The organism is Thermodesulfatator autotrophicus, from assembly GCF_001642325.1.
Classification (GTDB): Bacteria; Desulfobacterota; Thermodesulfobacteria; order Thermodesulfobacteriales; family Thermodesulfatatoraceae; genus Thermodesulfatator; species Thermodesulfatator autotrophicus.
In genome coordinates this window covers 1-23,094 of record NZ_LSFI01000003.1, presented here as the reverse complement: position 1 = coordinate 23,094, position 23,094 = coordinate 1, and the positions used below count along the sequence as shown (strand labels likewise).

The window sequence follows — 23,094 nt, the reverse complement described above, 5'->3', positions numbered from 1 at the left end:
ATCAGGGAATTTGAGGGTGGAATGCGAATAAGCATAACCTTTAAAGTTACTAAAGAAAAGTTTTCTTTGCCTGTTCATTATAACCATTTGGTGCAGGCCTTTATTTACAGTTTTCTTGATGAAACCCTGGCCCATTTTTACCACGAAAAGGGTTATACCTACGGCAAAAGGCGTTTCAAGCTCTTCACTTTCTCCCGCCTCCTCGGAAAAAAGCGAACCTTTAACCGCAAGAAGCGAGAGATAACATTTCACGGTTCGGTAAAGTTAAAAGTTGGCGCGGTGGATGATAGGCTTCTTGAATCCTTTGCCACCCATCTGGTTCGTAAAGGAAGTTTTTTTCTTGGTGAGAACTTTTGCGAGGTAGAGGCAGTAGAGGTGGAAATGCCTGTTGAGGCTAAAGGTCCAGTAGTAATGAGGGCACTTTCCCCTATAACTATTCATAGCACCCTTATGACTCCAGATGGTCGCAAAAAGACTTATTTTTACACTCCTTTTGAGCAGGAGTTTACCCAAAAGATTTTTGAAAATTTGGAACGCAAGGCCAAGGCCTTATGGGGAGAAGGAGCAGAGCTTCCGCCTTTAAATGGGGCATACCTTAAGCCGCTTCGGGTTTCTAAGAAGAACGAAGCCATCGTGAAGTTTAAAGATTACTGGATAAAGGGCTGGATGGGGCTTTACGAGCTAAACCTGCCTGAGCCTTACTTTTCCCTGGCCTATAACGCCGGCCTCGGCGCCAGAAACAGCCAGGGTTTTGGGATGATTGAAGTGGTGAGAGATGGAGGTAGAGATGGATCCCTTAAAAGTGAAGATTAAGACGCTAACCCCGCTTTACACCGGTGGCGTGGACGGCACCATGGACCGCATCCACGAAACGGGCATCCTGGGTAGCCTTCGCTGGTGGTATGAAGCCATCGTGCGGGGGCTGGGGGGAAGCGCGTGTGATGTGACAGGGGATCATCGTTGTCCTGACAAAGACGGGCGATATTGCGATGTGTGTGCGGTGTTCGGCACCACAGGGTTGCAGCGCGCCTTTCGGCTGGAAGGGCCAGTGTGGTGGAACGAGAAGCGCGGTTGGCGTTTGGAAATCAAAGTAAACAACAATCGGGGTTGGTTCTTGGGACGCGGTTTTATGGGCGGGGGAGAAATGCACCTGCGCGCGCTCCGGCTGCCGGAAGGATGGGCAGAATCAGACTTATGGCAGACTGTGTTGTTGACTTTCCGCCTGATCGCCTGCTGGGGCGGGCTCGGGCCAAAGACGCAGCAGGGGTACGGTGTCGTTTGTATAACCTCTGATGATAAAAAACCAAATGTGGTACAGGCTCTGAAGGCTTTTGACAAACTGAAAGGGCGTCCTAACCGACGCAATGTAGCGCCGTCGCCAGACTTACCTTCACTGGGCGGATTCTTCTTTGCCAGGATTCGGTTTCCTCTGGATAACCCTGAGCAGTGGCTGCGAACCCAAACCACCCGTCTGAACCCCAACAAGGAAGATGAGAAGACTTCCGTCTTACCTCTTGCTCCGGTAGCGCGCTACCACCTGCGGCAGCTGATTCGCAACCACATTCAATACAACGGACATCCTAATGCACCTGCTCGCTGGCAGTTGATGGGTGTAGTAAATGGTTTATGGCATGTTGGAGATTTTGGAAAAATTGAAGAAATTGATCGGTGGTATTGTAGCAAATGCCACCAAGAGTGGGACCACAGACCTTCAAAGGAGGAGCATAAAAATTGTTCAGGAAAACCGCGAAAGAAGGCGCAATGCGAGCATTGTAATACGGAATGGAATTCATTGAGGGATGTACAAAAAGATTCAAGCACCAAAAAAGTGGAACGCCAGAGGGCACTCATTCATGTTTCCCATGCCTATCCGGCTGGAAATGAGAGATGGGAGTTTCGCATCTGGGGCTGGATTCCGGAAGGTTTACCCGGAGGTGTGACACGCAAAATGGTGCTCAGTCACTTGCGAACTTGGCTGGGCGTATCTCAAGAGCGCCAATGGCACACGGCTGCTACAGATAACAATACCTTATGGCAACGCCTGAGCCTGGACAATGTAAAAATTTGCTGGTTTGCCCGGCAAAACGGCGAGAAAGTTGGCAATTACATCCAAGCACTGCTTGAAGGATGTTCGTCATGAAGATTCCACACAGAGGCACAGGGAACACGGAGAGAAACTCTCTGTCCCCTCCGTGTCTCCGTGTGAAAAGATTTGAGGTTACGCCATGAACAAGCGGGATTTGCAAGACTTAATTGAACACCTCCGCCGGCATCTGGGCGAGCGCCTGGATGCGGTGGTGCTCTTCGGCTCCCGAGCCCGGGGCGAGGCAACCGAGGAAAGCGACTGGGACCTGCTCATCGTGGTGGAGGGTCTGCCCCGCAGCCCCCTGGACCGGCAGCGCCTCTGGCTTTCCGTGGCGCCCAGGGAGTGGAGGGCCTGCGCCGCGCCCCTGCTGCGCACGCCGGAGGAGTGGTACCGGCGGGTAACTCCCCTTTCCCTGGACATCGCTCTGGACGGCGTTATTCTTTACGATGCCCAGGGGCGGATGAAACACTTCCTGAAAAAGTTGCGTCGTCAGATACGCCATATAGGCCTGGTGCGTCGTAGGATCCATGGGCAACCCGTGTGGCTTTGGCAACAGGGTTCACCTCCCCAGGGTTGGGAAAAGCGCTTACAGGAGGTTGCCAAAACATGAGCACCCATGCGGCCTACCGGCTTCGAGTAGCCCAGGGCTTTCTGGAGGAAGCTGAACAGGATTTCCAGTTCCAGCGCTGGCGGGCCTGTATCTCGCACGCGCAACTGGCCGTTGAAAATGCGCTGAAGGCCGTCATCGCTTTGTTTACCGTGCCCCCCAAGACCCACAATCCGGCCCACATTCTTGCCACTTTATTGCAACAGGGGCAGATTCCACAAAAGTGGCGGGAACCGGTGGAAGATCTGATACAAAAAAGCCAAACCCTGGGCCCGGAAGTCCACATCCAAACCGATTACGGCGACGAACTCCACGGCCTGACGCCCTGGGAACTGTTCAGCGAAGAAGATGCCCGGGAAGCCCTGGAAGTCGCTCACCGTGTGGTTCACATGGCCCGCCAACTGGTGGAAGCAGTCCAGGAGGATAACGATGAAGCGTGAGTTTTGGGCGCACTTTGATTTGTATGAACCTTTCGCCCAGAAAGGTATCAACATTCGCAACGAACAAAACAATCGGCAAAAAAGAAGAATTCAGCAACAGGCACGGTCCGAGATTGAGCAATTCATCTTTCAGGGGTGCATTGGACACCAGGTCGTACGCGATTGTGCGGCTCGCTTGTCTCACCTGGCTCAGCTTCTGGCAGTGGATTGTGTTTGTGAGGGCAGAACTACACAATGCAAAGACTATGCCAAGGGCAAAAACGGCCTTCAACGCTGGTATTATGCCGGCGATCTTGAAAGCCCTCGTGGCGATTACCAGACCTTCCTTTGCCAGCGTCTCCGATGGATGGGACAGATCTTAGGCCTCGCCAACCATCATGAGACAGTCAGCCCCTCCTTCCCCGACCTCGCCCTCTTTCCACCCGGTGCGTGGGCCATGCAGGTGCACTTTACCCTGCGCAAGCCTTACATCAGCAAGGACGATGTGGACTTCTACATCCTGGATAACCCGGTGAAGAAGGAATGGGTCTTCAAGGTGCCCTATGTGGCTCCCAGCCAGTGGAAGGGGGCGCTTAGGGCGGCGATGATGAGAATGTTAGTGGACGATTTGCGTTCCGGTCAAAAGAACGAAACGGAATTTGTCCAGGAACGTCTGCGACTCTATCGCTTGTTTGGCAACGAGAAAGACGGCACAGCCGAATTTCTGAATCGGGCTTTGACCCTGCATCTTGTGGGGCCTCGACCTGAAGACGAGGAACAGGCAAAAGAATGGGAAAAGCGGTATAAACAAACCTATGAACAGATGGCCCGGGAATTTGAAGAACGGGTGCGGTCCGAGGGCTACCGTAAAGATAATGTAGAGGGCTTCCAGGGCGCTCTCCACTTCTACCCCACCTTCTTTGACCGCATCGGCCTGGAGGTCATCAACCCCCACGACCGCAAGACGGGCGCGGGCAAGAACCCCATCTACTTTGAATGCGTCCCCGCAGGCACCCAGGGCGTCTTCACCCTGCTCTATGTGCCCCTGGATGCCGACGAAGAGACGACGAAATCCGACCTTGAGGCAGTGGTCAAGGGCATCCGCTCCATGCTCACCCAATACGGCTTCGGGGCAAAAACCAGCAGCGGGTATGGTGTGGCGGAAGATGAACTCATCACAGGTGTTGTGAAAACGAATGTGCCAGGCTGGTTCAAGACCACGTCAACTCCACGAACCGCGGACCTGGAGCCTCCCGAAGAGGCTTTTTTGAAGTACTTAGATGATGAAACAGGTGAGGTTAAAGGCGCTTTCAAAGGAAGCGGGAAAGGTGGTCTTTTCAGCAACTCGGAGTACAAACAGCATGGTGCATCATTGGGAGGAGGAAGCCTTGGGGAATTTAAGCGCTTCCGGGCATGGTATGTCAAGCATGGCGCGCGGTGGAAGGCGAGCCGCATGGAGCGAGCATCTGAAGAGCCTGCTTCTGTTGCGGGGTTAGAGAAAGACTTCCACTCGCTCAGCGAACTTTCGGAAATCGCTCATGCTCTCGCTAACGAGGGAGGCGATCATGCCTGACTTGAAAGATTTGCGTGATAAACGGGAAGAGATCCTGAAGGCCGAACTGGCAGCGTGGCTGCATGATGTGGGGAAGTGTGCAGATGCATTTTTACAACCTGGAGGTATGGGCTTCAATGCTCAAAACTGTCAGGGGCAACCAAGAGTTAATCCACATAAAGCTGTATTCAATCCGACCGAACTGCAAAGTTTACCTTATTGGAATAGTCTTTCCCCGCAGAGAGGCCAATGCGCTCGCTTGGAGGAAGCTAATCACCCTACGGCGCTGTGGAGGACTTTACAGCAAATCCAGGCTCAATTGCCAAACCTGAGAGTCTCCCTGGGTGCTCACGGGGCTGTTTCCTTAAAAGAGTTAATACTATGGGGAAGACCACTGGTAGCGCAAAGATACAATAATTTCATAAATATTCTTGGAGGCGATTTAACGCATCTTGCCGGAATACTTGGCCAAGCTCACAAATCTGCTCATATGGAAAAGGAAGATGATGCAGATGGGGGACAATCTTCCGGGTATTCTTCACCTTTTGGATGGTATATAGGAGACTTTGAAAATCTTAACGAAAAGCTAAAAAATATCATTGAAAATTCTGGACGATTTTTAAACAAAAGAGGAAAGGTTATACAAGTTTTAAAGACAAACATGCAGAAAGCCCCCGGCGACACCCGCCGACCCATCAACGAAGTTACTCTATGGGATTGGTCCTCCATTGTAGCCGCGCTTTATAAAGCCGAGGTTGCCCGGTGTGTGCTCAAGCAAGGTGCTCCTGATGCTCAACGCTCTCCTAATGATGTCAAATGGCGCCTCCTCTCCATCCGCACCGATGGGCTGAGCTACCTCCTTTCCGCCATCTCCATTCCCGATATGTTAGCCCGCAAGGACATCCTGAAAGACGCCTGGGACCGGGTGCAAAAGGTGATAGAAGAGACCTACCCCCTGGGCCTTGAGGTTTACCGGGACGAAAACGGTTCCGTCTTCGTCGTGCCTGATATGGATGTGCTGGGACTTACCGACTATGCTGAAAATTGCAAATCCTTGCGGCAGTACCTCCTCGGAGCCTTCCAAAGCGGCACAGTGAAGAACAACCACTCCCTTTCCCTTCAGGGCGAGATTGTGCCGGTCTTCAACCTGGACGATATGGGCTGGAGTGGGCAGGGGAATGATTTGCCTCCCATAGGCCAAAAGCATCTCAGAGAGGTTCCCCCTCTCCAATCAGATCCCACCTGGGTGGCGCAGCAATGGTGCGACTTGCCGAAGCCCAGGGAAGTATGCCCCGTCTGCGGCTTGCGCCCTCAGGGCCCCTCGCAGAAGGCCCTTGCCCGTAAAATGTGCGATGTATGCGAAGGGCGGAGGGCGGATCGGGCCAAAGAATGGGCTGTAAATATCGGTCAGGCTTTATTGTCCACCATCTGGATAGACGAAGTGGCCGACCGCAATGGGCGCGTGGCCCTTCTCGTGGGCACCTTTGACCTGCGCCACTGGCTGGACGGCACCTTAGTGCGCAGTCTTGCAGTTCGCAATCCCCAAAATGTGCAGGATAAAACCAAAACAGAAGATATTGCCAAAAACCCCTCCTTTGCCCGCCTGCGTCGTATATGGGAGACAACCAGAAAGTTCTGGGAAGAAACCCTTGAAGAGGCGAGAGGCGAATTGACCAAACGCCCCCGCATCTTTCTCAAAGGAACTCCTGCTCCGCAAAATGCCCTCGCCCCCTACCACGCCTACGAACTGGAAATCCAGGGGCGCAAAGTGGCCGTGCTCTGGGTGCCGGAGAATGCCACGGACGATAAAGGCAACGCCCTTGAATACCGCGGCGGCTTCTGGGTGATTGAGAATCTGTATTATCTGGACAGTGTCTATGGCCGCTCCTTCCATGAACTTGTGAAATCCTCAGTGGGACAGCCCCTGAAAGTTTACGAACCCACCGAATACGGACGGGCGGGAGAGGAGCGAGCCTCTTTCACCATCGCGGAAAACGGCGTCCAGTACTTGGAGAACAACTACACCTCCCTCATCCCCATCCTCGCCGAGCCCCGCACCTTCATGGCCCTGGTGCCAGCCGACAAGGCCTTTGAGGTGGTGAAGGCCATCAAGACCAAATACGAGAGGGAGATGGGCAAGGTGCGTAACCGCCTGCCCCTTCACTTAGGTGCGGTTTTTGCCGATTCTCACCAGCCCCTGCGCACCCTCCTGGACGCGGGGCGGAGGATGTTAAAGCAGGAAGCGCCAGGTTTGCTATGGCGTGTGGTGGGAGAGGAAAAAAAACAGAAAGCAGCGAAAGCTGGCATTATCATTGAGCACATAACAGAGACAAAGCTTCTGGAGACCACTTTAGAAAATGAACACCCGGCCTTAATTTATCGCAACCTTGAGAATGAGGAAAAGAAAGAGCGCATCACCAACCAATTCAAACGGTGGCACCGAATCGTACTCCTCTCCGAAGGGCATTTCCAAAGATGTGTCATCACCTGGTACATCCCTGCCGTGATGGGCGATGGCCAGACGGAAGACCACTGGTACCCCTATGTGTTCCTTGCCCAGAAGGACGAACCCACCGACCGCACCCGCTACTACAAAACCGACCTGGGCAATCCCTGGAATGCGAGCCACCCCTGGCTTGTCCACGCGGGGGAACTGAAGCCCGGCGACCGCATCTACTTCACCCCTTCTACCTTTGATTTTGAATTCCTTGACTTCAATGCCAGAAGGTTTGAGATTGCATACGATGAAGGGGGTAAAAGGAAAGGTTCCCTAACCAAACCCTATTTTCTGGACGAAATTGAGAACCTTGAAAGGCTCTGGAAATTCATTGCAAAAGATACTAAAGATGGGAAATCCCGCCTGAGTTCAAGCCAGATTTTTGCCATAAGAAACCTGATAGAGACCAAGCGGGAAGAATGGTTTGATGACCCGCAGGAATCTATAGCCGACGAAAACTTCAAGAGGTTTTGCCGTGACCTTTTTGTGAACGCCGAATGGCGCTGGGGAAAACCTGAAGACAGCAAATTGGACTGGCTTACGGATATGACAGTTAGAGGTTATTTCACCGATGCTGTTTACCTTTTTCATAATATCATGAAGGAAAAAGTAGAAGGAAATGAATAAAAAAGATGAGTCAACATTATAGGAGGTAAAAAATGCCTGAAACCCATAGATTTCTCATTATGACTACAGACCCTGTTCACATTGGCACCGGGGGAATGAGGCTGGGCAGGGTGGACAATACCATCGTCAGGGAGCCGGGAACGAATTTACCTAAAATTCCCGGAACGGCCCTTCACGGAGCAATAAGGGCTTATGCAGCGAGGAGATATGGGAAGCCCCAGTGCGCTGGGCGGGGCGGCAGGGAAGGGAGGAAACATTGCGGTCGGCCCACCTGCCCTATCTGCTATACCTTTGGCTCTGTTCAGGGAGAGGCTGGCTCTTTCTCAGGTGTTGTTTCTATCTCAGATGCCAGAATCCTGCTCTTTCCGGTCTATTCCATGGTGGGGCCGGTTTGGGTGACGAGTCCTGGTGTTCTTGAGGACGCTGGGTTGGGGAACAATTTTACTGTGTCGCCCGATAAAGCCAAATGGGATGGTAATGGGGAACTTCCTACGGACAAGCCCATTAACCTCGGCTGGCTAATGGTTGAGCGGGAAGACAATTTCCCATCTATTCAATGGCCTGACGAAATTCCTGCCCAAATCAGAAACCGTGTCGTTTTGGTCTCTGACAAGCTCTTCTCCCAGATAGTCAACTCCAACCTGGAGGTTCGCACATCGGTGGCTATAAACCCTGAAACCGGAGCGGCCGAAGAACACGCCCTCTTCACCTACGAGGCCATCCCCCGGGCTACCGTGCTATGGTTTGATGTGGTGCTGGATGACTTCAGGAATAGTTTCCCTTCCACTGCGAAACTTACAGAATGGGAGCAAGTTTTAGATAACGGAGGTGAAGATGAAAAGAAACGGCTACTGAAGAAGAGGAAAGTATGGCCTGAGAAGGAGGAGCAAGATAAGGTTGAAGAAGCAATCAGTAGAGCAAAGTCGTGGATAGCCGAAGAAAAATACTCTGAGAACGGCGAAACAAAATGGAAATGGACGAAGATGGGATGTCAGAACGGCAATGAAACCATCCTGTGCCTCATCAACTCCGCTCTTGAATGGGCAGAGCACCTCGGCATTGGAGGCATGGGAACGAGAGGGTTTGGCAGGATAAAGAAAATTTACTGTGACCCTGTGGAGGTTAAAAATGAGCAAAATTAACCTTGACAAAATTGCCCAGGATAAGGCACGGGAGATGCTGGAGTGCCCGGATAAGGAAACCTTAGAAAGACTTGTTACGAAAGCCCTCGGGGTTTTACAGTCCCAGGGCGTCTATGCCATGATGCTCTTTTTATTTTCAAGAACATCAAAGGAGAACGAGACTTCACCTTACATAAAAAAACCCCTTTATAAGGCATTGCTGGAACTTCCTCAGTTCAAAAACGATAGTTCATTAAAGGGCTTTTGCGAAAATAACGAAAACCACGGCGATGTTTTTAAATGGTTTTCTGACAACATCACGGATAATATGGATAACCTCCTTCTTGTCCGGGATCTCTATGAACAGACCCTTATTTATGCCCGCTTTCACGCTAAAGCTGCCCAGAAGGAAACCTTTAATTCAGGAGGCACTCCATGAGCTTTGTCCACTATCGCATAGTTTTAAGACTCCTTTCACCTCTTCACATCGGAAAAAGAAAATACCGCAATTTAATGGAAACACGCGAGTATGTCCCCGGAAGGACCTTATGGGGTGCCCTGACCGCGAGGATAACCAGGGATTATTTTGGCGGCAGGCCGGAATTTTACGAAAGAGTTGGCAGATTTCTGATGGAAAATTTCCGTTTTGGCTATCTCTGGCCTTCCCTTGATGGCGAAACTCCGTATTTCCCGTGGGAACATAACGATTTTGATTACCTTTTCAAATTCAGCTACATGGGACAGCCCATTGATTATGGCAAGAAGTCAACGGAAGAAGGTATGCTCCACGAGGTGGAATTTATCGGACCTAAAACAAGGAAAGATCAACAGGTTTATTTCGTAGGTGATCTCTGGATTAAAAGCTCACTAAACAGTCATAGTGATGCCATAATAAACTCTGTGAAGCTTGAAGATAACGATGCTCTTTTCCGAAAAGAAAACGGCGAGGAATCATCTCTTTCCAGTGTTTTAAGCACCTTCCAGCTTGGCGCTGAAAGAGGCTACGGTTGGGGCCGGGTGCAATGCGAGAGAATATTTAAAGTGAACAATGGTTCAGCCATAGGCGGTATAGCAGTGCAAATTGTAAACGATGCTGTGGTTTTGACATTTCCTAAAAGCTCTCACCTTACCGCCCACGCCCTTGCTACTGAATGGAATGGTCTTACTTCTATTTCGTCTGATAAGCTAATAGGCCTAATAGAACCCTTCACCGGATATGAATTTAAAGGCTCTTTTGGCCTTATTTCACCCACAATTTGTTACTTGCCAGGAAGTAAAGCAACCGATTCTTTATCTGTTACCATTGGCTACTATGGTCTACTATCATGTTCCTTAGATTCTCCTTCTAGTTAAACATAATGAACCGCCCGGGTTTGCCGATAGAAAAGAGGATAAGTTTATAAATAAATCAAAAAAGTTTTCTAACGAGGTAAGGCAACGGGTGTTCAGTTGGTTCTGGAAGTTCAGGGGGAACACCATTCGCAGGGGTAAACCATCTGTTTTGTACCAGAAAAAATTGGTTGTGCCATCAATTACCAAAAAATCGCCTCTAAACTGGACTTCTATTCCATTTTAGAGTATCTATTTTGGAAAGATGCTTAAAAGCAGAAAGATTCTTAAAAAGCTCCTGGCGGAGCAAGGGAAAAGAAAGCACTCCATCATTCTTGGCCCCAGGCAGGTGGGGAAAACGTGTGTGTTAAAAATTCTTTACCAGGAAATATGCGAAAAGCAGGGGCATAAAGGAATTTTTATAGATGTGGATGTTTTTTCCCAATACGAGTCTGTAGCTACTTATGAGACGGCCCTCAATACCTTTCGCTTGCACGGCTATCAGGATAAATCTTCTGAGAAATTCTTTGTGTTTCTTGATGAATTTCAGCGCTATGCAGATCTTTCTCTGGTTTTAAAAAACATATATGACCATCACGAAAACATTAAAGTTTACGCCACTGGTTCTTCAAGTCTCACTATTAAAGATCGTATTCAGGAATCCCTTGCTGGAAGAAAGATATTACATTACTTATATCCGCTTGACTTTGAAGAATATTTGTCTTTTTTAGAAGACGAAAAAGCCCTAAAATTATGGTCAAATGTGTCCTTATTAAAAGGGCAAGACTTAGAAAAGCCTATTAAGCCTCTTCTTTTAAGATTATTTGAATTTTTACAATTTGGTGGCTATCCAGAGGTTGTTATCCAAAGTAACGAAGAAGAAAAAAAAGAAGTACTAAGAAGCATCTTTGATTTATTTGTAAAAAAAGACTTAGTAGAATATCTACAGGTCAAAAAGCTTAGAGAACTTAAAGAAGTGATAACTTATCTGGCTATTAATAACGGCCAGAAAATCAAATACGAAAACATCGCAAGTTTAACAGGATTTTCCATAAAAACCGTAAAAAATTATCTTGAACTTTTATCAGAAGTATTTCTTATTCAAGTGGTAAGACCTTTTTTTACCAACAAAAACAAAGAATTAGTAAAGATACCTAAAGTATATTTTCTGGATCCGGGAGTTACTAATTTTTTTACTAATAATTTTAATGACCCTAGATACCGTCAGGAAGGTGGCCAACTCTTTGAAACCTTTATCATGGCAGAGCTTCTAAAGGGTGGATTTTCAAGAGAAGAAATTAAGTTCTGGCAGGACAAAGCTCGCCATGAAGTAGATTTTGTTATAGACAAAACAAGCTCTCAAACAGCTATAGAAGCCAAGTTTAAAACGAAATTGAAAGCTAGCGATTTGCGAGCTCTTAAAGCCTTTAAAAACAACTATCCTGAAAGCAGGCTTTTTCTAATAAATCTTGGTACACAAGAAAGAAATGAAATTAACTATATTCTTCCTTTCAATATTGGCCATTATTTGAATCAAAATTAAAGTTTTCCTTTGACCGGCCGAAAGAAATAGTATATCTTTACCTACAAAAGAGGGTGGAGAATTAGCAATAAATGGCCTTGGTAAAAATATTTCTTGGTCAAACAACTGGTAACTTTTGGGTAGATAATGGCCTAGTTGTTCTCTACCGCTTTTTCGGTGAGGGGGAGTTTGAGGTCGAGAAAATTCTTGAAGACCTGTTAGAAAGGCTCGTCCAGGAGACCGGAAACGAAGGCGAATACTTTGATCCTGAAAACGAAGAAATCAAAAAATATCCCAAAAAGAATTGGCTCTATCCGACTAATCTCTTTATAAAGGCTACTCCTCGAGCTCCAAAAATAAAAATAGCTGGTAAAAGTTATTTCACTCATCCACCGGCTTACGAGCTCAAGCTCTCCTTTAGTTGCAAAGAAGAAACCTGTGACCTTTGCGGAGAAACAGCTCCTCTTACCAAGGCCAAGATGTGGAATTATCCCTTTGTCGTTGAGCCTGGGAAGTTTGCCAATTTCTATCCTGGACTTAAGCGTGAGCTTAGAATCTGTCCAACCTGTGCCGTAGCCGGGCTTGCCGCCTATCTCGGCTGGCTCTGGTGCGCTCAGGGGAAAGATGCCCTGCACATCTTTTGTTTCCACGGAGATCTTGCTGACCTGGAACGTCTCCAGAGAGAAGTTTTCGATCCCTTACGCCTTGAAGAAAAGGGCAGGAACGTCCCGCTGGCCTTTTATGGGCCCTATCTTCATGAAACGGTCTTTGGGCTATTGTTGCGCCTGTTTTCCCTGGTGCGGCGTAATTCTCAAGAAGCTGAAAAATTAAGCCCAGAAGCCCGAGAACTCCTCGCCCAACTTTTAGGAGCAGCCGAAAAACCTGCTGTCCAACCTTTGTTGCTCTACGTGGTTACCGGAAAACCGGGGCAGGCTTTCACCATGCAATCTTTCAAAGAATTCAGCCGGCTGGCCGCCCTTTACCGCCTTTATAAGGCCTTCCTCGAAATTCTTCCTCCGGAGCACCCTCAAGAAATACTTGAGAGCGTCTTCAGACAGTTTCAAAAACGAGAGGGGCGAGGTTACAACACCATCTGGCGAGACAAGATCGCGGCCGCGGTTCTAGATTTTGGTGATCCTCTGCCCTTCATAGAAGAATTTCTTTATAAAGGTTCGGAAAAAAGGCCTCTAGTTTTTAAAACTCTTGAAGTATTTGAGGTCTATCTCAAGGAGGTTCTTAATATGGATGCACAATTGCTAAAGGTAATCAGAGGTTTTGGTTACACCCTTGGAAGTCACGCCCAAAAAGAAAATGAAATGGGGCTTTTATACACTCTACGCAATGCCAAAAATTTAGATGAATTTTTCCGTGTTTTGAACGACGTTCAGTATCGCCTGAGCTTAACCATACCTGAAGATATTCTGGCGGTAGAATCAGGAGAACTCATAAAGGGTAGTCCCTGGAAGCGGGTCAAAACTCTCCTTTCAATATATGCCATGAATGCCTTTTTAAGAAGGCAAAACGAAACATCCAAGGAGGCCTAAAATGAGCAAGGCGATAAGCCTGGGATACCTTTTTAAAGTCTCGGCAGGCAACGTAAACGCATCACACACCGAAGGGAACGTCCTGGTAACCAAAAAGGTAACCCTTCCTGATGGAAGCACCCTCCCCTATATCTCCGGTCAGGCCATAAGGCGTATGTTGAGGGATCGCCTTGAAGACCTGGGCTGGCCCCTTTCCGAACCCTTCTGCGAGGTCTCTGGCCAGGAAGTTACTCCGCCGGTAAGGCCCTGGGAATTTATCGATGAAGATCTTTTTGGTTACCTAGACCCCTCTGGCGGAAGGCGGCGTACCTCTCCGGTGCGGGTGTCGGCAGCTATTGGTCTTTTCCCTTTCCAGGGAGATCGCGACCTCGGCACACGCTCGTTTGAAAGATTTGGCCAGGCTATGAGCGAAGGCGGCAATATGTTTGAAACTGAACTTTACGCCAATGTCTTTCGGGGCGCATTGTTGGTCGAGATTGATCGTCTGGGAAGCTTCACCACCCTTGAAGTGCGTGAAAACGAGATTCCGAACGAACTCTTGAAAGAAGAAAACAAATTCTCCCTTTCCCCGAAAGAAAAGGCAAAGAGGCTTCAAGCCCTACTTGAGGCCTTGGGTCTTCTATGGGGTGGTGGTCGCACCGCTAGAATGCTTACCGATCTCTCGCCGCGCTTTCTGGCCTATGCCCGTCTTTCGGTAAAACATCCAGTATTCCTTGAAAACATCGAAGTCGAATTTCAAAGCGGCAGGTACCGGCTTGCGCTTTCCCCTGTGCAAAACGCCCTAGAAAGATTTCAAGATCGAATAGCAAAAGTCATCTTCGGGCTTGAACCAGGCTTCTTCATAAATGAAAATGAAATACGTGAGTCCCTTTCTTCCTATGGTGAAGTAGTAAGCCTTTCCGAGGCTATTAGCGAAGCCAAAGAAGATATAGCGGAGATATGGAAGGCTTAACCGTTACTCTAAGCGCTCCAGTGGCCTCCTTTCGGAGGCCGCTTGACATAAATTTTCAACGCACCCTGCTTTTGCCACCGCCTACGACCTGCCTGGGTATTGCCGGAGCAGCTCTGGGCCTTTCTGAAAATGAACTTTGGCAAGAAGGAGGCCTTCTTTCGACGCTAAAAGTTTCTGTCCTTCTCGAACCCTCCCCGGTGATCGGTGGAGACCCGGCATTGACTCGAGACCTCTGGAAAGTATTAAAAATTAAAAATAAAAAAATCTCAGAGCGTTCTCCCTATTTCCGAGAGCTTCTCTTTTTCCCGCGTTACACCTTGCTTTTCACCGGGGGAAAAGCACTGCTTGAACGGCTTGCGGAAGCTTTTGCCGATCCGGCTTACCCCATTTCCTTAGGAAGGGAAGACGAACTCGCAAGCGTTGAAGCCGTAGAAAAGGTTGTCTTTTCTTCTGGAGGCTCCGTCCTTTTCGGGACAATGGTACCAGGTGATCTACGCGAGCTGGAAGTGAAAGTGAAGCTCACACCGGGCCTGCGTATAGAACCACCAAGTGTGGAAGTCCTTCCTTTGGAATTTAAGGTAGTCAAGGGAGTAAGACATCCTGTAAAGCGCCGACCTTTTACTATTATCCCTTTGGGAAGTCAGCTTGAGTTTCCTACTTTGAAAACATTTTCCTTCCGTGGGCGCAACTTTGTATGGTTGAACTTTTAGCTAAACCGGATGAGACCCTTGAGGCACATCTTGAGAAAGTGGCAGAGCTTGCCAGAAAATTGTCTCTTCGGCTGGGTTTAAGAGAAGATCTTACCAGGAGAAGCGTTCTTGCCGCTCTGTTTCACGACCTTGGCAAGGCCACACAGGATTTCCAGCATTACATGCGACTCTTAAAAGAAGGGTGCGAGAAAGATGCCCAGCGGCTGAAGCCCCGTGTTTTCCCTCATGCCCTGGCTTCTCTGAACTTCGTATTTCTTACCGAGGCCGAACTTTTCGGTGAGCCTTTCTTGGCCACTGGAGCGGTGCTGAGTCACCACTCTCCTCTTTCGGGAGATCTTTACCATACATGGGAAGGAAAACCGAATTTTATAGAAAACCTTTTTGAGCTTGTCGCGCACCTTTTTGAAATATGGAAGACCATATTGGGGCATATCTTGGAGAAAGAAAAATTGATTACTATCCAAGAAATACCCCCTCTTACCCTTCTTGAAAAAGCTCACGAAAGAGATGGTCGTAAGATAAGCCTTCGTGGTCTGATCAAAGAAGCTCCTCGATGGGACTTTGCTCAAGTAAAAACCGTTCTCCATCTTGCGGACTGGCTGGCTTCAGCCGGAAAGCAAAATGCTAACGAGCTTTTCTTTAAAGACGGCAAACATGCTCTCGAAGAGTATTTTTGCCGACGTAAGCTTATACTTTATAAATTTCAGCAAAGGGCCAGAGAGCTTTCATGGAAAAAACTCGCCCTGAGAGCTCCCACCGGTTCCGGGAAGACAGAAGCTCTTCTCTTCTGGGCAGAGAAAGCCGAGCGTATTCTTTATCTTCTTCCTACCCAGGCCACAACAAATGCCATGTTTCGGAGGCTAAAGAACATTTACGGTCAGGAAAATGTAGGTCTTGCCCACGGGCACGCCTCTTACATATTACATCAGGAGACCGAGGAGGACTTTCTCTGGGAAAGACTTGCCGCTTCGGTCTTTGCCAAACCAATTACGGTGGCCACCTTGGATCAGTTTCTCCTGGCCGGTCTTCAGGGGAGGCATTGGGAGGAAAGGCTTACACTTGCAGCCTCGGCACACATTGTGTTCGACGAGATCCACTCCTACGAGCCTTATACTTTAGGCCTTCTTGCGGAGGTACTTTCCGATTTCCCGGGAAAATCTCTGGCCTTTGCTAGTGCCACCCTGCCGAAGGCACTACTTGAAATCTTTTCACCGCAAAGCCTTATTGAAGCGGAAGAAAACTTCTTTTTGCGAAAACGCCATCGTTTGGGCCTTCATAGCTGTCCTCTCAAAGAAGCCGTTTCAAAAATCATCTCCCGGGCCCTGAATGGCAAGAAGGTGCTGGTCATCTCAAATACGGTTCGAGAAGCTCAAGAAATCTATCGGGAATTGCGCCAAAACTACTCCGGTCCGGTTCACCTTTTTCATTCTCGTTTTGTGTTAAGAGATCGCCTGGAAAAAGAAAGACTGGTGCAGGAGCAAAACCCTGGCACCATACTCGTGGCCACACAGGTGGTGGAGGTGAGCCTTGATATTTCGTACGATGTGCTCTTTACGGAACTTGCCCCGCTTGATGCCCTTGTCCAGCGTCTGGGTAGAGTAAACCGCCGAGGAGAAAAGCCTTCCGCGGAAGTAAATATCTTCTCTCTCGTAGGAGAAGGCAGTAAGCATGTCTATCCAGAAGGTGTTCTTGAAGAGAGTCTTTCTCTTTTGAAAGATCTTCCCGAGGTTCCTGCGGAGAGAGATTGGGTGGAGGCTGTAAGCCTGCTATACGAAGAGCTTGTTCAGAAAGATTCGTTTCAGAAAGATTTTGAGTTAGGGCGCAAAACTTTGCAGGAAGTCCGAGAAATCCTTGGCTGCTATACTATTGATCTTGCCGACGAGGAGCTAAGGGCGCGCTTTGCCACCCGGAGGGGCACTCCATCAGTGGAGGTATTGCCGGAGACTTTTCTTGATGAGGCCCGGGCCTTCAAAAATCAAGGAAAAGGATGGCGACTGATAGAACTATTGGTACCGGTTCCTATCTGGTGGATTCCCGCCTTCAAAGATTGGTTTTACCCTACTGAAGAGCTAGGGTGTTTCGTAACCCGACTTCCCTACACTTCTGAAGAGGGTTTAATTCCACCTGTAAAAGAAAAAACACCGGAAGGGTATGAATTCTGGTAATATGTCTATAAATTTGTCTTTTCTCAACGGCACCATTTTTTACGCCTACCAGGTATGTCCACGGGAGGCTTGGTTTTATTATCATCGTTTAAATCCTTCTCAGGAACATGAATTTTTAGCTCTGGGGCGGCTGGTGCATGAAGGCTCTTATTCGCGAGCCCGTAAAGAAATAATGGTAGATAACCTTCTCAAAATTGATCTTTTCCGCGACGAGTTAGTGGCCGAAGTCAAAAAGTCATCCCGCCACAAAGAGGCGGCAAGGCTCCAGCTGGCTTATTACCTCTATTACTTAAAGAACGAAAAAGGTCTTGAATTGCCTGGTATTTTGCTCTTTCCCAAAGAGCGTAAAACTGAAAGAGTGGAACTTACACCTGAACTTGAGCAAAAACTTGAAAAACTTATTTCAGAAATGCTTCCAGTACTTGAAAGCGAGTTTCCTCCTCCACCAGTTAAGTCCAGATACTGCCGCACTTGCTCTTTCCAGGAAGTGTGTTGGAGTTAAACATTCTCTATTTCTCCAGAAGGTATGAAAAATAAGGATAGCTTGATAATAGCCATAAAAAAATATAAAACTTAAGGGTAAAGCGTGCCAGCGATAAGCGTTTTATTAAAAACACTTTGGTCTGAAGGTATTGTATTATTCAAGACTTAAAACCTTATCATGAAACGGTCTCTTTACATTCTTAATCCCGGCCAGATTAAGCGCGAAGGAAACACTTTAGTTTTCATAAGCCAGGAAGAGAAAAAGGCTCTCCCTGTAGAAACCATAGATAGTCTTTATATATTTGCTGAGGTAACTTTTAACAAAAAACTTCTTGAATTCCTTTCTCAGAAAAAAATACCTGTTCATTTTTTCAATTATTACGAATACTATGTTGGCTCTTACTATCCACGGGAATACATGAATTCAGGCCTTATTACCCTGCGTCAGGCTGAGTATTATCTCAATAAGGAATGGCGGCTTGGTCTGGCCAGGGCTTTTGTTTACGGAGCCCTGGCCAATATGCTTTTTAACTTGCGCACTTATTCTTCCAGAGGCAAAGACCTTTCCACCCAGATTGCCACTATTGAGGACGATATGAGGCAGCTTAATCAGGCTCAAAGTCCTGCTGAGCTTATGGCTATTGAGGGTCAGGCTCGCCAGGCTTATTACGAAGCCTTTGATGTTATCACCGCGGACCCGGAATTTTCCTTTGAAGTGCGCAGCCGTCGCCCACCCGCCAATCGTCTGAACGCTTTGATTTCTTTTGGAAATTCTCTTTTATATGTGACAGCCCTCTCAGAAATTTATCGCACCCACCTTGACCCAAGAATTGGCTATCTTCACGAGACTAATCAACGTTCATTTACTCTTAATCTTGACCTTGCCGAAGTTTTTAAACCTTTAGTAGTTGACCGTGTTATCTTTGGCCTTCTCAACCGAAAGGAAATTAAAACCAACGATTTCGCCGAAGAAATGGGAGGTATTTATCTCAAAGAAAAAGGTGTCAGGAAGTTTTTGACTGCTTATGAAAAAAGACTTTCTGAAACAATAATGCATAAAGGATTGGGGCGTAAAGTTTCTTATAGACGACTCATAAGGCTTGAGTGCTACAAACTCTATCGTCACTTTCTTGGCGATGAACTTTACCACCCTTATATAAGGACACGCTGATGTTTGTAATTCTGGTTTACGATGCCGGCGAAAAACGTGTACAAAAGTTTCATAAGACCTGTAAAAAGTATCTCCACTGGGTGCAACTTTCTGTATTTGAAGGAGAACTCAGCGCAGCCCAGTTAGAACGGCTAAAAATGGAACTAAAAGCTCTCATAAAGCCAGAAGAAGATTCTGTGATTATCTATACCTTTCGCACTAAACACTATTTCTCTCGCGAGGTAATGGGAAAGAAGAAAGGAGACCCTGACAGCATATTTGTGTGACTTTATTAGCCCCGTGTAAAAAGCTAAGCAACAACTCAACCCTCTCCCAGTGAAAGAGGGATTTGAGGAAATTATTTATTTTTTGAGACCTTTGCAAAAATTTAGATTAGAGATAGGTTTATGACACCACGGCGATTATATCGCCTAGCGGCAAGGATTCTTCACTATCGCAATGTTCCTTCCAATTTGTCACTGCGAGGAGCGCGTAAGCGCGACGAAGCAGTCTCGGAAAGTTTTAACTTTTTAGTATCCTGAGAACAATAATTAACATAATAAAGGCTAAAATTTGTTCAATAATTGACACTTTATCCTCCTGTAATCTAAATTTTTAGCTTTAGCCGCTGGATGCCCGGGTATTTTTGCAGGATTGGAGGTCCAGCGGCTAAATACACCTTTTTCAGCAAATTGACTTTTGCCGAAATTGTTGATATATAAATAAAAACAAGTTCATTGATATGAGGGTTTGAAGCCTAACTAAAAGGAATGGAAACGCGCGTGGACGCAGTAAAGAAAGAAGTCTCCGAACTGGTTTGAAGCCTAACTAAAAGGAATGGAAACCGACGGATACGTCTATGGTGCTCTCAACGACGGTTCTGTTTGAAGCCTAACTAAAAGGAATGGAAACGTGAGCTTGACCATCGCGGGATGTTCCGGCACGACTCCCTGTTTGAAGCCTAACTAAAAGGAATGGAAACGGCGCAGAGGGCTAATCTCTCCTCATCTGAAGCATCCTGTTTGAAGCCTAACTAAAAGGAATGGAAACAAGGGCAATAGACGACCTTTCGTGGAGAGGTCACGGCTAGTTTGAAGCCTAACTAAAAGGAATGGAAACAATATAGGGTCATCATCGGTGAATATCTCAGCTTTCAGTTTGAAGCCTAACTAAAAGGAATGGAAACATATACATTCATAGGAACACTATTATCTTTGTAGTATATGTTTGAAGCCTAACTAAAAGGAATGGAAACATAGCTTGTTTGATTGTTTGTTTACTAGTCTTATGGGTTTGAAGCCTAACTAAAAGGAATGGAAACAGGTTTTTGTTTAGGTAATCTATAAAGGTAGGTAAGGTTTGAAGCCTAACTAAAAGGAATGGAAACTAAACTAAAATCCATCCAGTATCAGCTATTTTGGTTATGTTTGAAGCCTAACTAAAAGGAATGGAAACTGTATAGTTATGAACATATACTTTAAATTCGCTATCGTTTGAAGCCTAACTAAAAGGAATGGAAACGGTTGTGCTACTTTTTCTGTTATTTGTGTCACATTTGTTTGAAGCCTAACTAAAAGGAATGGAAACTTCGACGACCACAAGGGCTTCTATTTCTTCTCTTAGACGGGTTTGAAGCCTAACTAAAAGGAATGGAAACTGATTAGTTTGTGGTGGATAACACTAGAATGATACTGTTTGAAGCCTAACTAAAAGGAATGGAAACCTATAATAACACCAGCCAAAAGACTGGTGTCTTTGTATGTTTGAAGCCTAACTAAAAGGAATGGAAACTAGAATTGAGGTTTATCCTTACTTGGAAGTCCCTGAGTTTGAAGCCTAACTAAAAGGAATGGAAACCAGCAACTTCTGGGAAGGGAAGTTCTTAACCTAGCGGTTTGAAGCCTAACTAAAAGGAATGGAAACTAGAATTGAGGTTTATCCTTACTTGGAAGTCCGTGAGTTTGAAGCCTAACTAAAAGGAATGGAAACTCAGGGAAGGGGGTTGCGTCAGGACGAGAGAGAGAAGTTTGAAGCCTAACTAAAAGGAATGGAAACACAGCTTGCAACGGGACCTCTTCGGATTCACTTTTGGTTTGAAGCCTAACTAAAAGGAATGGAAACGACAGAATTCCCCTGGAGGAGATGAGACGGGGTGAAGTTTGAAGCCTAACTAAAAGGAATGGAAACAAGTTTAAACTTCTCTCATAATACCGTCTTGGTCCGTTTGAAGCCTAACTAAAAGGAATGGAAACGACTCCCAAGCTTGCTCGAATCGTCTGGGAACTTAGTTTGAAGCCTAACTAAAAGGAATGGAAACTTCTTTGAAAGGCAAAAACACACGTAACCGAGGGCGTGTTTGAAGCCTAACTAAAAGGAATGGAAACAAAAAATAGACTTTCAGCCTTATATGAACCGATTCTGGTTTGAAGCCTAACTAAAAGGAATGGAAACTAAGTTTTGTTTTGTAAACATAAGGATAACGCTTGCGTTTGAAGCCTAACTAAAAGGAATGGAAACGGTTTCAGTTTCAAAATAACAGATATAGCTAAAGTTAGTTTGAAGCCTAACTAAAAGGAATGGAAACGATTTATGGAATATTGCACATCTTCCATGTATTCGTGCGTTTGAAGCCTAACTAAAAGGAATGGAAACGAAGCTCGACAAGAAGTCGTCCCTGAGCATGAATGGGGTTTGAAGCCTAACTAAAAGGAATGGAAACAGAAATGGTAGCGCTTATGAATACATACTTGGCCGAAAAGTTTGAAGCCTAACTAAAAGGAATGGAAACTGCCTTCGTGGAGTTAGAGAAGTTTTTACCACTCACTTGTTTGAAGCCTAACTAAAAGGAATGGAAACTGGATATATATGATTCCACCAATCACTTATTCGCTCTCGTTTGAAGCCTAACTAAAAGGAATGGAAACGACAATAAGCCAATGGTCTTATATAATCTCAAACTAGTTTGAAGCCTAACTAAAAGGAATGGAAACTCTTAAAAAAAAGTAGCGGTTACTTGGCGGTTACATGTTTGAAGCCTAACTAAAAGGAATGGAAACAACTTGCATCTATGCAATCGTTTATAATATATTTAAGGTTTGAAGCCTAACTAAAAGGAATGGAAACTGGAGCATAAAATGGAATTTAACTTCTTTTTCTTTCATGTTTGAAGCCTAACTAAAAGGAATGGAAACATAATTTGCACAAAGTGGTGACATATATGTCACCGCTTTGTTTGAAGCCTAACTAAAAGGAATGGAAACGCTACTCTTAACGATAGCCCAAGCGTGGGACGGCAGGTTTGAAGCCTAACTAAAAGGAATGGAAACAGAGAAGCGTTTGCTCCGACACTGAAAGATGTAGGGCGTGTTTGAAGCCTAACTAAAAGGAATGGAAACAGTTCTGAGCGGCGATCTTCTTGAGGCTGCCCTCAGAGTTTGAAGCCTAACTAAAAGGAATGGAAACGGCGGAACAAAAGGCTCAGACTGCATCTGAGATCCTGGTTTGAAGCCTAACTAAAAGGAATGGAAACGAAAATATGTCAATAAAATTTTGACTTTCCTCTTGCACGTTTGAAGCCTAACTAAAAGGAATGGAAACGATAGCTCGCTAAGCATCTTAACTGGGTCAATCTCAAGTTTGAAGCCTAACTAAAAGGAATGGAAACGATTGACCGCCCTTTTTGTTATTTTTCTTTATGCTTAGTTTGAAGCCTAACTAAAAGGAATGGAAACTATCTTGACCTCTCTTGACTTCTATGCTAATCTATGTGTTTGAAGCCTAACTAAAAGGAATGGAAACATGTCTCCAGCTAAGCGGTCCGCATGTTTCATACCGAGTTTGAAGCCTAACTAAAAGGAATGGAAACAATTTCGTTTTTTCGTTTTTTCGTTTTTGTTGTTTTCGTTTGAAGCCTAACTAAAAGGAATGGAAACAGTCATGGTTCGGCGAGACTAAGAGAAGTGGAACGTGTTTGAAGCCTAACTAAAAGGAATGGAAACAATAACTTGCATAGCTACACCTCCTCACCGTCAAAGTTTGAAGCCTAACTAAAAGGAATGGAAACGAAGTTAAGCAAAACTGAACAAAACAATCAAAACAGGTTTGAAGCCTAACTAAAAGGAATGGAAACACGTAAAGGCCAAGTAAGAGGCCGCAAAAGGGCTTTTTGTTTGAAGCCTAACTAAAAGGAATGGAAACACTCTTGGTAGCGCTTTTTTTCTTTTAACGCAGACTTGTTTGAAGCCTAACTAAAAGGAATGGAAACGGCAATAGACTATTGTCTATCGCCTGGACTAAATAACGTTTGAAGCCTAACTAAAAGGAATGGAAA

Annotated in this window: 17 protein-coding genes and 1 CRISPR repeat array; all 17 genes read left to right on the top strand. The window is 46.4% G+C overall.

All coding sequences use genetic code 11. The features are described 5' to 3' along the window. Positions 1–21: 21 nt before the first annotated feature. The 17 genes from cas6 (at position 22) to cas2 (ending at position 19,051) form a co-directional block, all read left to right on the top strand. Positions 22–813: a CRISPR-associated endoribonuclease Cas6 gene (cas6, locus tag TH606_RS00935; protein ID WP_068540676.1), complete on the top strand. Its 792-nt coding sequence runs from the start codon at positions 22–24 to the stop codon at positions 811–813. Further along, positions 788–2,140, top strand: a complete 1,353-nt coding sequence (gene cmr1 / locus TH606_RS00930) for a type III-B CRISPR module RAMP protein Cmr1 (protein ID WP_068540673.1) — start codon at positions 788–790, stop codon at positions 2,138–2,140. The genes cas6 and cmr1 overlap by 26 nt, the downstream gene beginning before the upstream one ends. 85 nt (positions 2,141–2,225) lie before the next feature. Further along, positions 2,226–2,696: a nucleotidyltransferase family protein gene (locus TH606_RS00925; protein ID WP_068540670.1), complete on the top strand. Its 471-nt coding sequence runs from the start codon at positions 2,226–2,228 to the stop codon at positions 2,694–2,696. Continuing rightward, positions 2,693–3,133: a HEPN domain-containing protein gene (locus tag TH606_RS00920; protein ID WP_068540668.1), complete on the top strand. Its 441-nt coding sequence runs from the start codon at positions 2,693–2,695 to the stop codon at positions 3,131–3,133. Before TH606_RS00925 ends, TH606_RS00920 begins: the two co-directional genes overlap by 4 nt. Further along, positions 3,123–4,685 carry an RAMP superfamily CRISPR-associated protein gene (locus tag TH606_RS00915; protein ID WP_068540665.1) on the top strand — a complete coding sequence of 521 codons (1,563 nt, stop codon included), beginning with the start codon at positions 3,123–3,125 and terminating at the stop codon, positions 4,683–4,685. Before TH606_RS00920 ends, TH606_RS00915 begins: the two co-directional genes overlap by 11 nt. Next, positions 4,678–7,788, top strand: coding sequence for a CRISPR-associated protein Csx11 (locus TH606_RS00910; RefSeq protein ID WP_068540663.1), 3,111 nt, complete (start codon positions 4,678–4,680; stop codon positions 7,786–7,788). The genes TH606_RS00915 and TH606_RS00910 overlap by 8 nt, the downstream gene beginning before the upstream one ends. 32 nt (positions 7,789–7,820) lie before the next feature. Beyond that, complete coding sequence (locus TH606_RS00905) at positions 7,821–8,930, top strand: RAMP superfamily CRISPR-associated protein (RefSeq protein WP_068540661.1); 1,110 nt, start codon at positions 7,821–7,823, stop codon at positions 8,928–8,930. Continuing rightward, positions 8,917–9,348, top strand: coding sequence for a hypothetical protein (locus TH606_RS00900; RefSeq protein ID WP_068540658.1), 432 nt, complete (start codon positions 8,917–8,919; stop codon positions 9,346–9,348). Before TH606_RS00905 ends, TH606_RS00900 begins: the two co-directional genes overlap by 14 nt. After that, positions 9,345–10,262 carry an RAMP superfamily CRISPR-associated protein gene (locus TH606_RS00895; protein WP_068540656.1) on the top strand — a complete coding sequence of 306 codons (918 nt, stop codon included), beginning with the start codon at positions 9,345–9,347 and terminating at the stop codon, positions 10,260–10,262. The genes TH606_RS00900 and TH606_RS00895 overlap by 4 nt, the downstream gene beginning before the upstream one ends. Before the next feature lie 241 nt (positions 10,263–10,503). Beyond that, complete coding sequence (locus tag TH606_RS00890) at positions 10,504–11,781, top strand: ATP-binding protein (RefSeq protein ID WP_068540654.1); 1,278 nt, start codon at positions 10,504–10,506, stop codon at positions 11,779–11,781. 71 nt (positions 11,782–11,852) lie between these two features. After that, a complete protein-coding gene (locus tag TH606_RS00885) occupies positions 11,853–13,304 on the top strand; it encodes a hypothetical protein (protein WP_068540652.1) in 1,452 nt (483 codons plus the stop codon). 1 nt (position 13,305) lies between these two features. Beyond that, complete coding sequence (gene cas7i / locus TH606_RS00880) at positions 13,306–14,256, top strand: type I-B CRISPR-associated protein Cas7/Cst2/DevR (protein ID WP_068540650.1); 951 nt, start codon at positions 13,306–13,308, stop codon at positions 14,254–14,256. Then, the gene (cas5, locus tag TH606_RS00875; RefSeq protein ID WP_068540648.1) at positions 14,244–14,966 is read left to right on the top strand and encodes a CRISPR-associated protein Cas5; all 723 of its coding nucleotides are present in this window, start codon (positions 14,244–14,246) and stop codon (positions 14,964–14,966) included. Before cas7i ends, cas5 begins: the two co-directional genes overlap by 13 nt. Further along, on the top strand, positions 14,951–17,131 hold the full coding sequence (locus TH606_RS00870; protein ID WP_068540646.1) for a CRISPR-associated helicase/endonuclease Cas3: 2,181 nt from the start codon (positions 14,951–14,953) through the stop codon (positions 17,129–17,131). The genes cas5 and TH606_RS00870 overlap by 16 nt, the downstream gene beginning before the upstream one ends. Then, a complete protein-coding gene (cas4, locus tag TH606_RS00865) occupies positions 17,118–17,633 on the top strand; it encodes a CRISPR-associated protein Cas4 (protein WP_082863444.1) in 516 nt (171 codons plus the stop codon). The genes TH606_RS00870 and cas4 overlap by 14 nt, the downstream gene beginning before the upstream one ends. A gap of 159 nt (positions 17,634–17,792) precedes the next feature. After that, positions 17,793–18,785, top strand: coding sequence for a type I-B CRISPR-associated endonuclease Cas1b (gene cas1b / locus TH606_RS00860; protein WP_068540641.1), 993 nt, complete (start codon positions 17,793–17,795; stop codon positions 18,783–18,785). Further along, positions 18,785–19,051, top strand: a complete 267-nt coding sequence (cas2, locus tag TH606_RS00855; protein WP_068540639.1) for a CRISPR-associated endonuclease Cas2 — start codon at positions 18,785–18,787, stop codon at positions 19,049–19,051. Before cas1b ends, cas2 begins: the two co-directional genes overlap by 1 nt. A 461-nt stretch (positions 19,052–19,512) precedes the next feature. Beyond that, a CRISPR array of direct repeats spans positions 19,513–23,028; the repeat unit is 30 nt; unit sequence GTTTGAAGCCTAACTAAAAGGAATGGAAAC. Positions 23,029–23,094: the final 66 nt, after the last annotated feature.

Coding starts and splice junctions, on each gene's coding strand:
- cas6 (WP_068540676.1), top strand. CDS start 22: ATGCGAATAAGCATAACCTTTAAAGTTACTAAAGAAAAGTTTTCTTTG.
- cmr1 (WP_068540673.1), top strand. CDS start 788: ATGGATCCCTTAAAAGTGAAGATTAAGACGCTAACCCCGCTTTACACC.
- TH606_RS00925 (WP_068540670.1), top strand. CDS start 2,226: ATGAACAAGCGGGATTTGCAAGACTTAATTGAACACCTCCGCCGGCAT.
- TH606_RS00920 (WP_068540668.1), top strand. CDS start 2,693: ATGAGCACCCATGCGGCCTACCGGCTTCGAGTAGCCCAGGGCTTTCTG.
- TH606_RS00915 (WP_068540665.1), top strand. CDS start 3,123: ATGAAGCGTGAGTTTTGGGCGCACTTTGATTTGTATGAACCTTTCGCC.
- TH606_RS00910 (WP_068540663.1), top strand. CDS start 4,678: ATGCCTGACTTGAAAGATTTGCGTGATAAACGGGAAGAGATCCTGAAG.
- TH606_RS00905 (WP_068540661.1), top strand. CDS start 7,821: ATGCCTGAAACCCATAGATTTCTCATTATGACTACAGACCCTGTTCAC.
- TH606_RS00900 (WP_068540658.1), top strand. CDS start 8,917: ATGAGCAAAATTAACCTTGACAAAATTGCCCAGGATAAGGCACGGGAG.
- TH606_RS00895 (WP_068540656.1), top strand. CDS start 9,345: ATGAGCTTTGTCCACTATCGCATAGTTTTAAGACTCCTTTCACCTCTT.
- TH606_RS00890 (WP_068540654.1), top strand. CDS start 10,504: ATGCTTAAAAGCAGAAAGATTCTTAAAAAGCTCCTGGCGGAGCAAGGG.
- TH606_RS00885 (WP_068540652.1), top strand. CDS start 11,853: ATGGCCTTGGTAAAAATATTTCTTGGTCAAACAACTGGTAACTTTTGG.
- cas7i (WP_068540650.1), top strand. CDS start 13,306: ATGAGCAAGGCGATAAGCCTGGGATACCTTTTTAAAGTCTCGGCAGGC.
- cas5 (WP_068540648.1), top strand. CDS start 14,244: ATGGAAGGCTTAACCGTTACTCTAAGCGCTCCAGTGGCCTCCTTTCGG.
- TH606_RS00870 (WP_068540646.1), top strand. CDS start 14,951: ATGGTTGAACTTTTAGCTAAACCGGATGAGACCCTTGAGGCACATCTT.
- cas4 (WP_082863444.1), top strand. CDS start 17,118: ATGAATTCTGGTAATATGTCTATAAATTTGTCTTTTCTCAACGGCACC.
- cas1b (WP_068540641.1), top strand. CDS start 17,793: ATGAAACGGTCTCTTTACATTCTTAATCCCGGCCAGATTAAGCGCGAA.
- cas2 (WP_068540639.1), top strand. CDS start 18,785: ATGTTTGTAATTCTGGTTTACGATGCCGGCGAAAAACGTGTACAAAAG.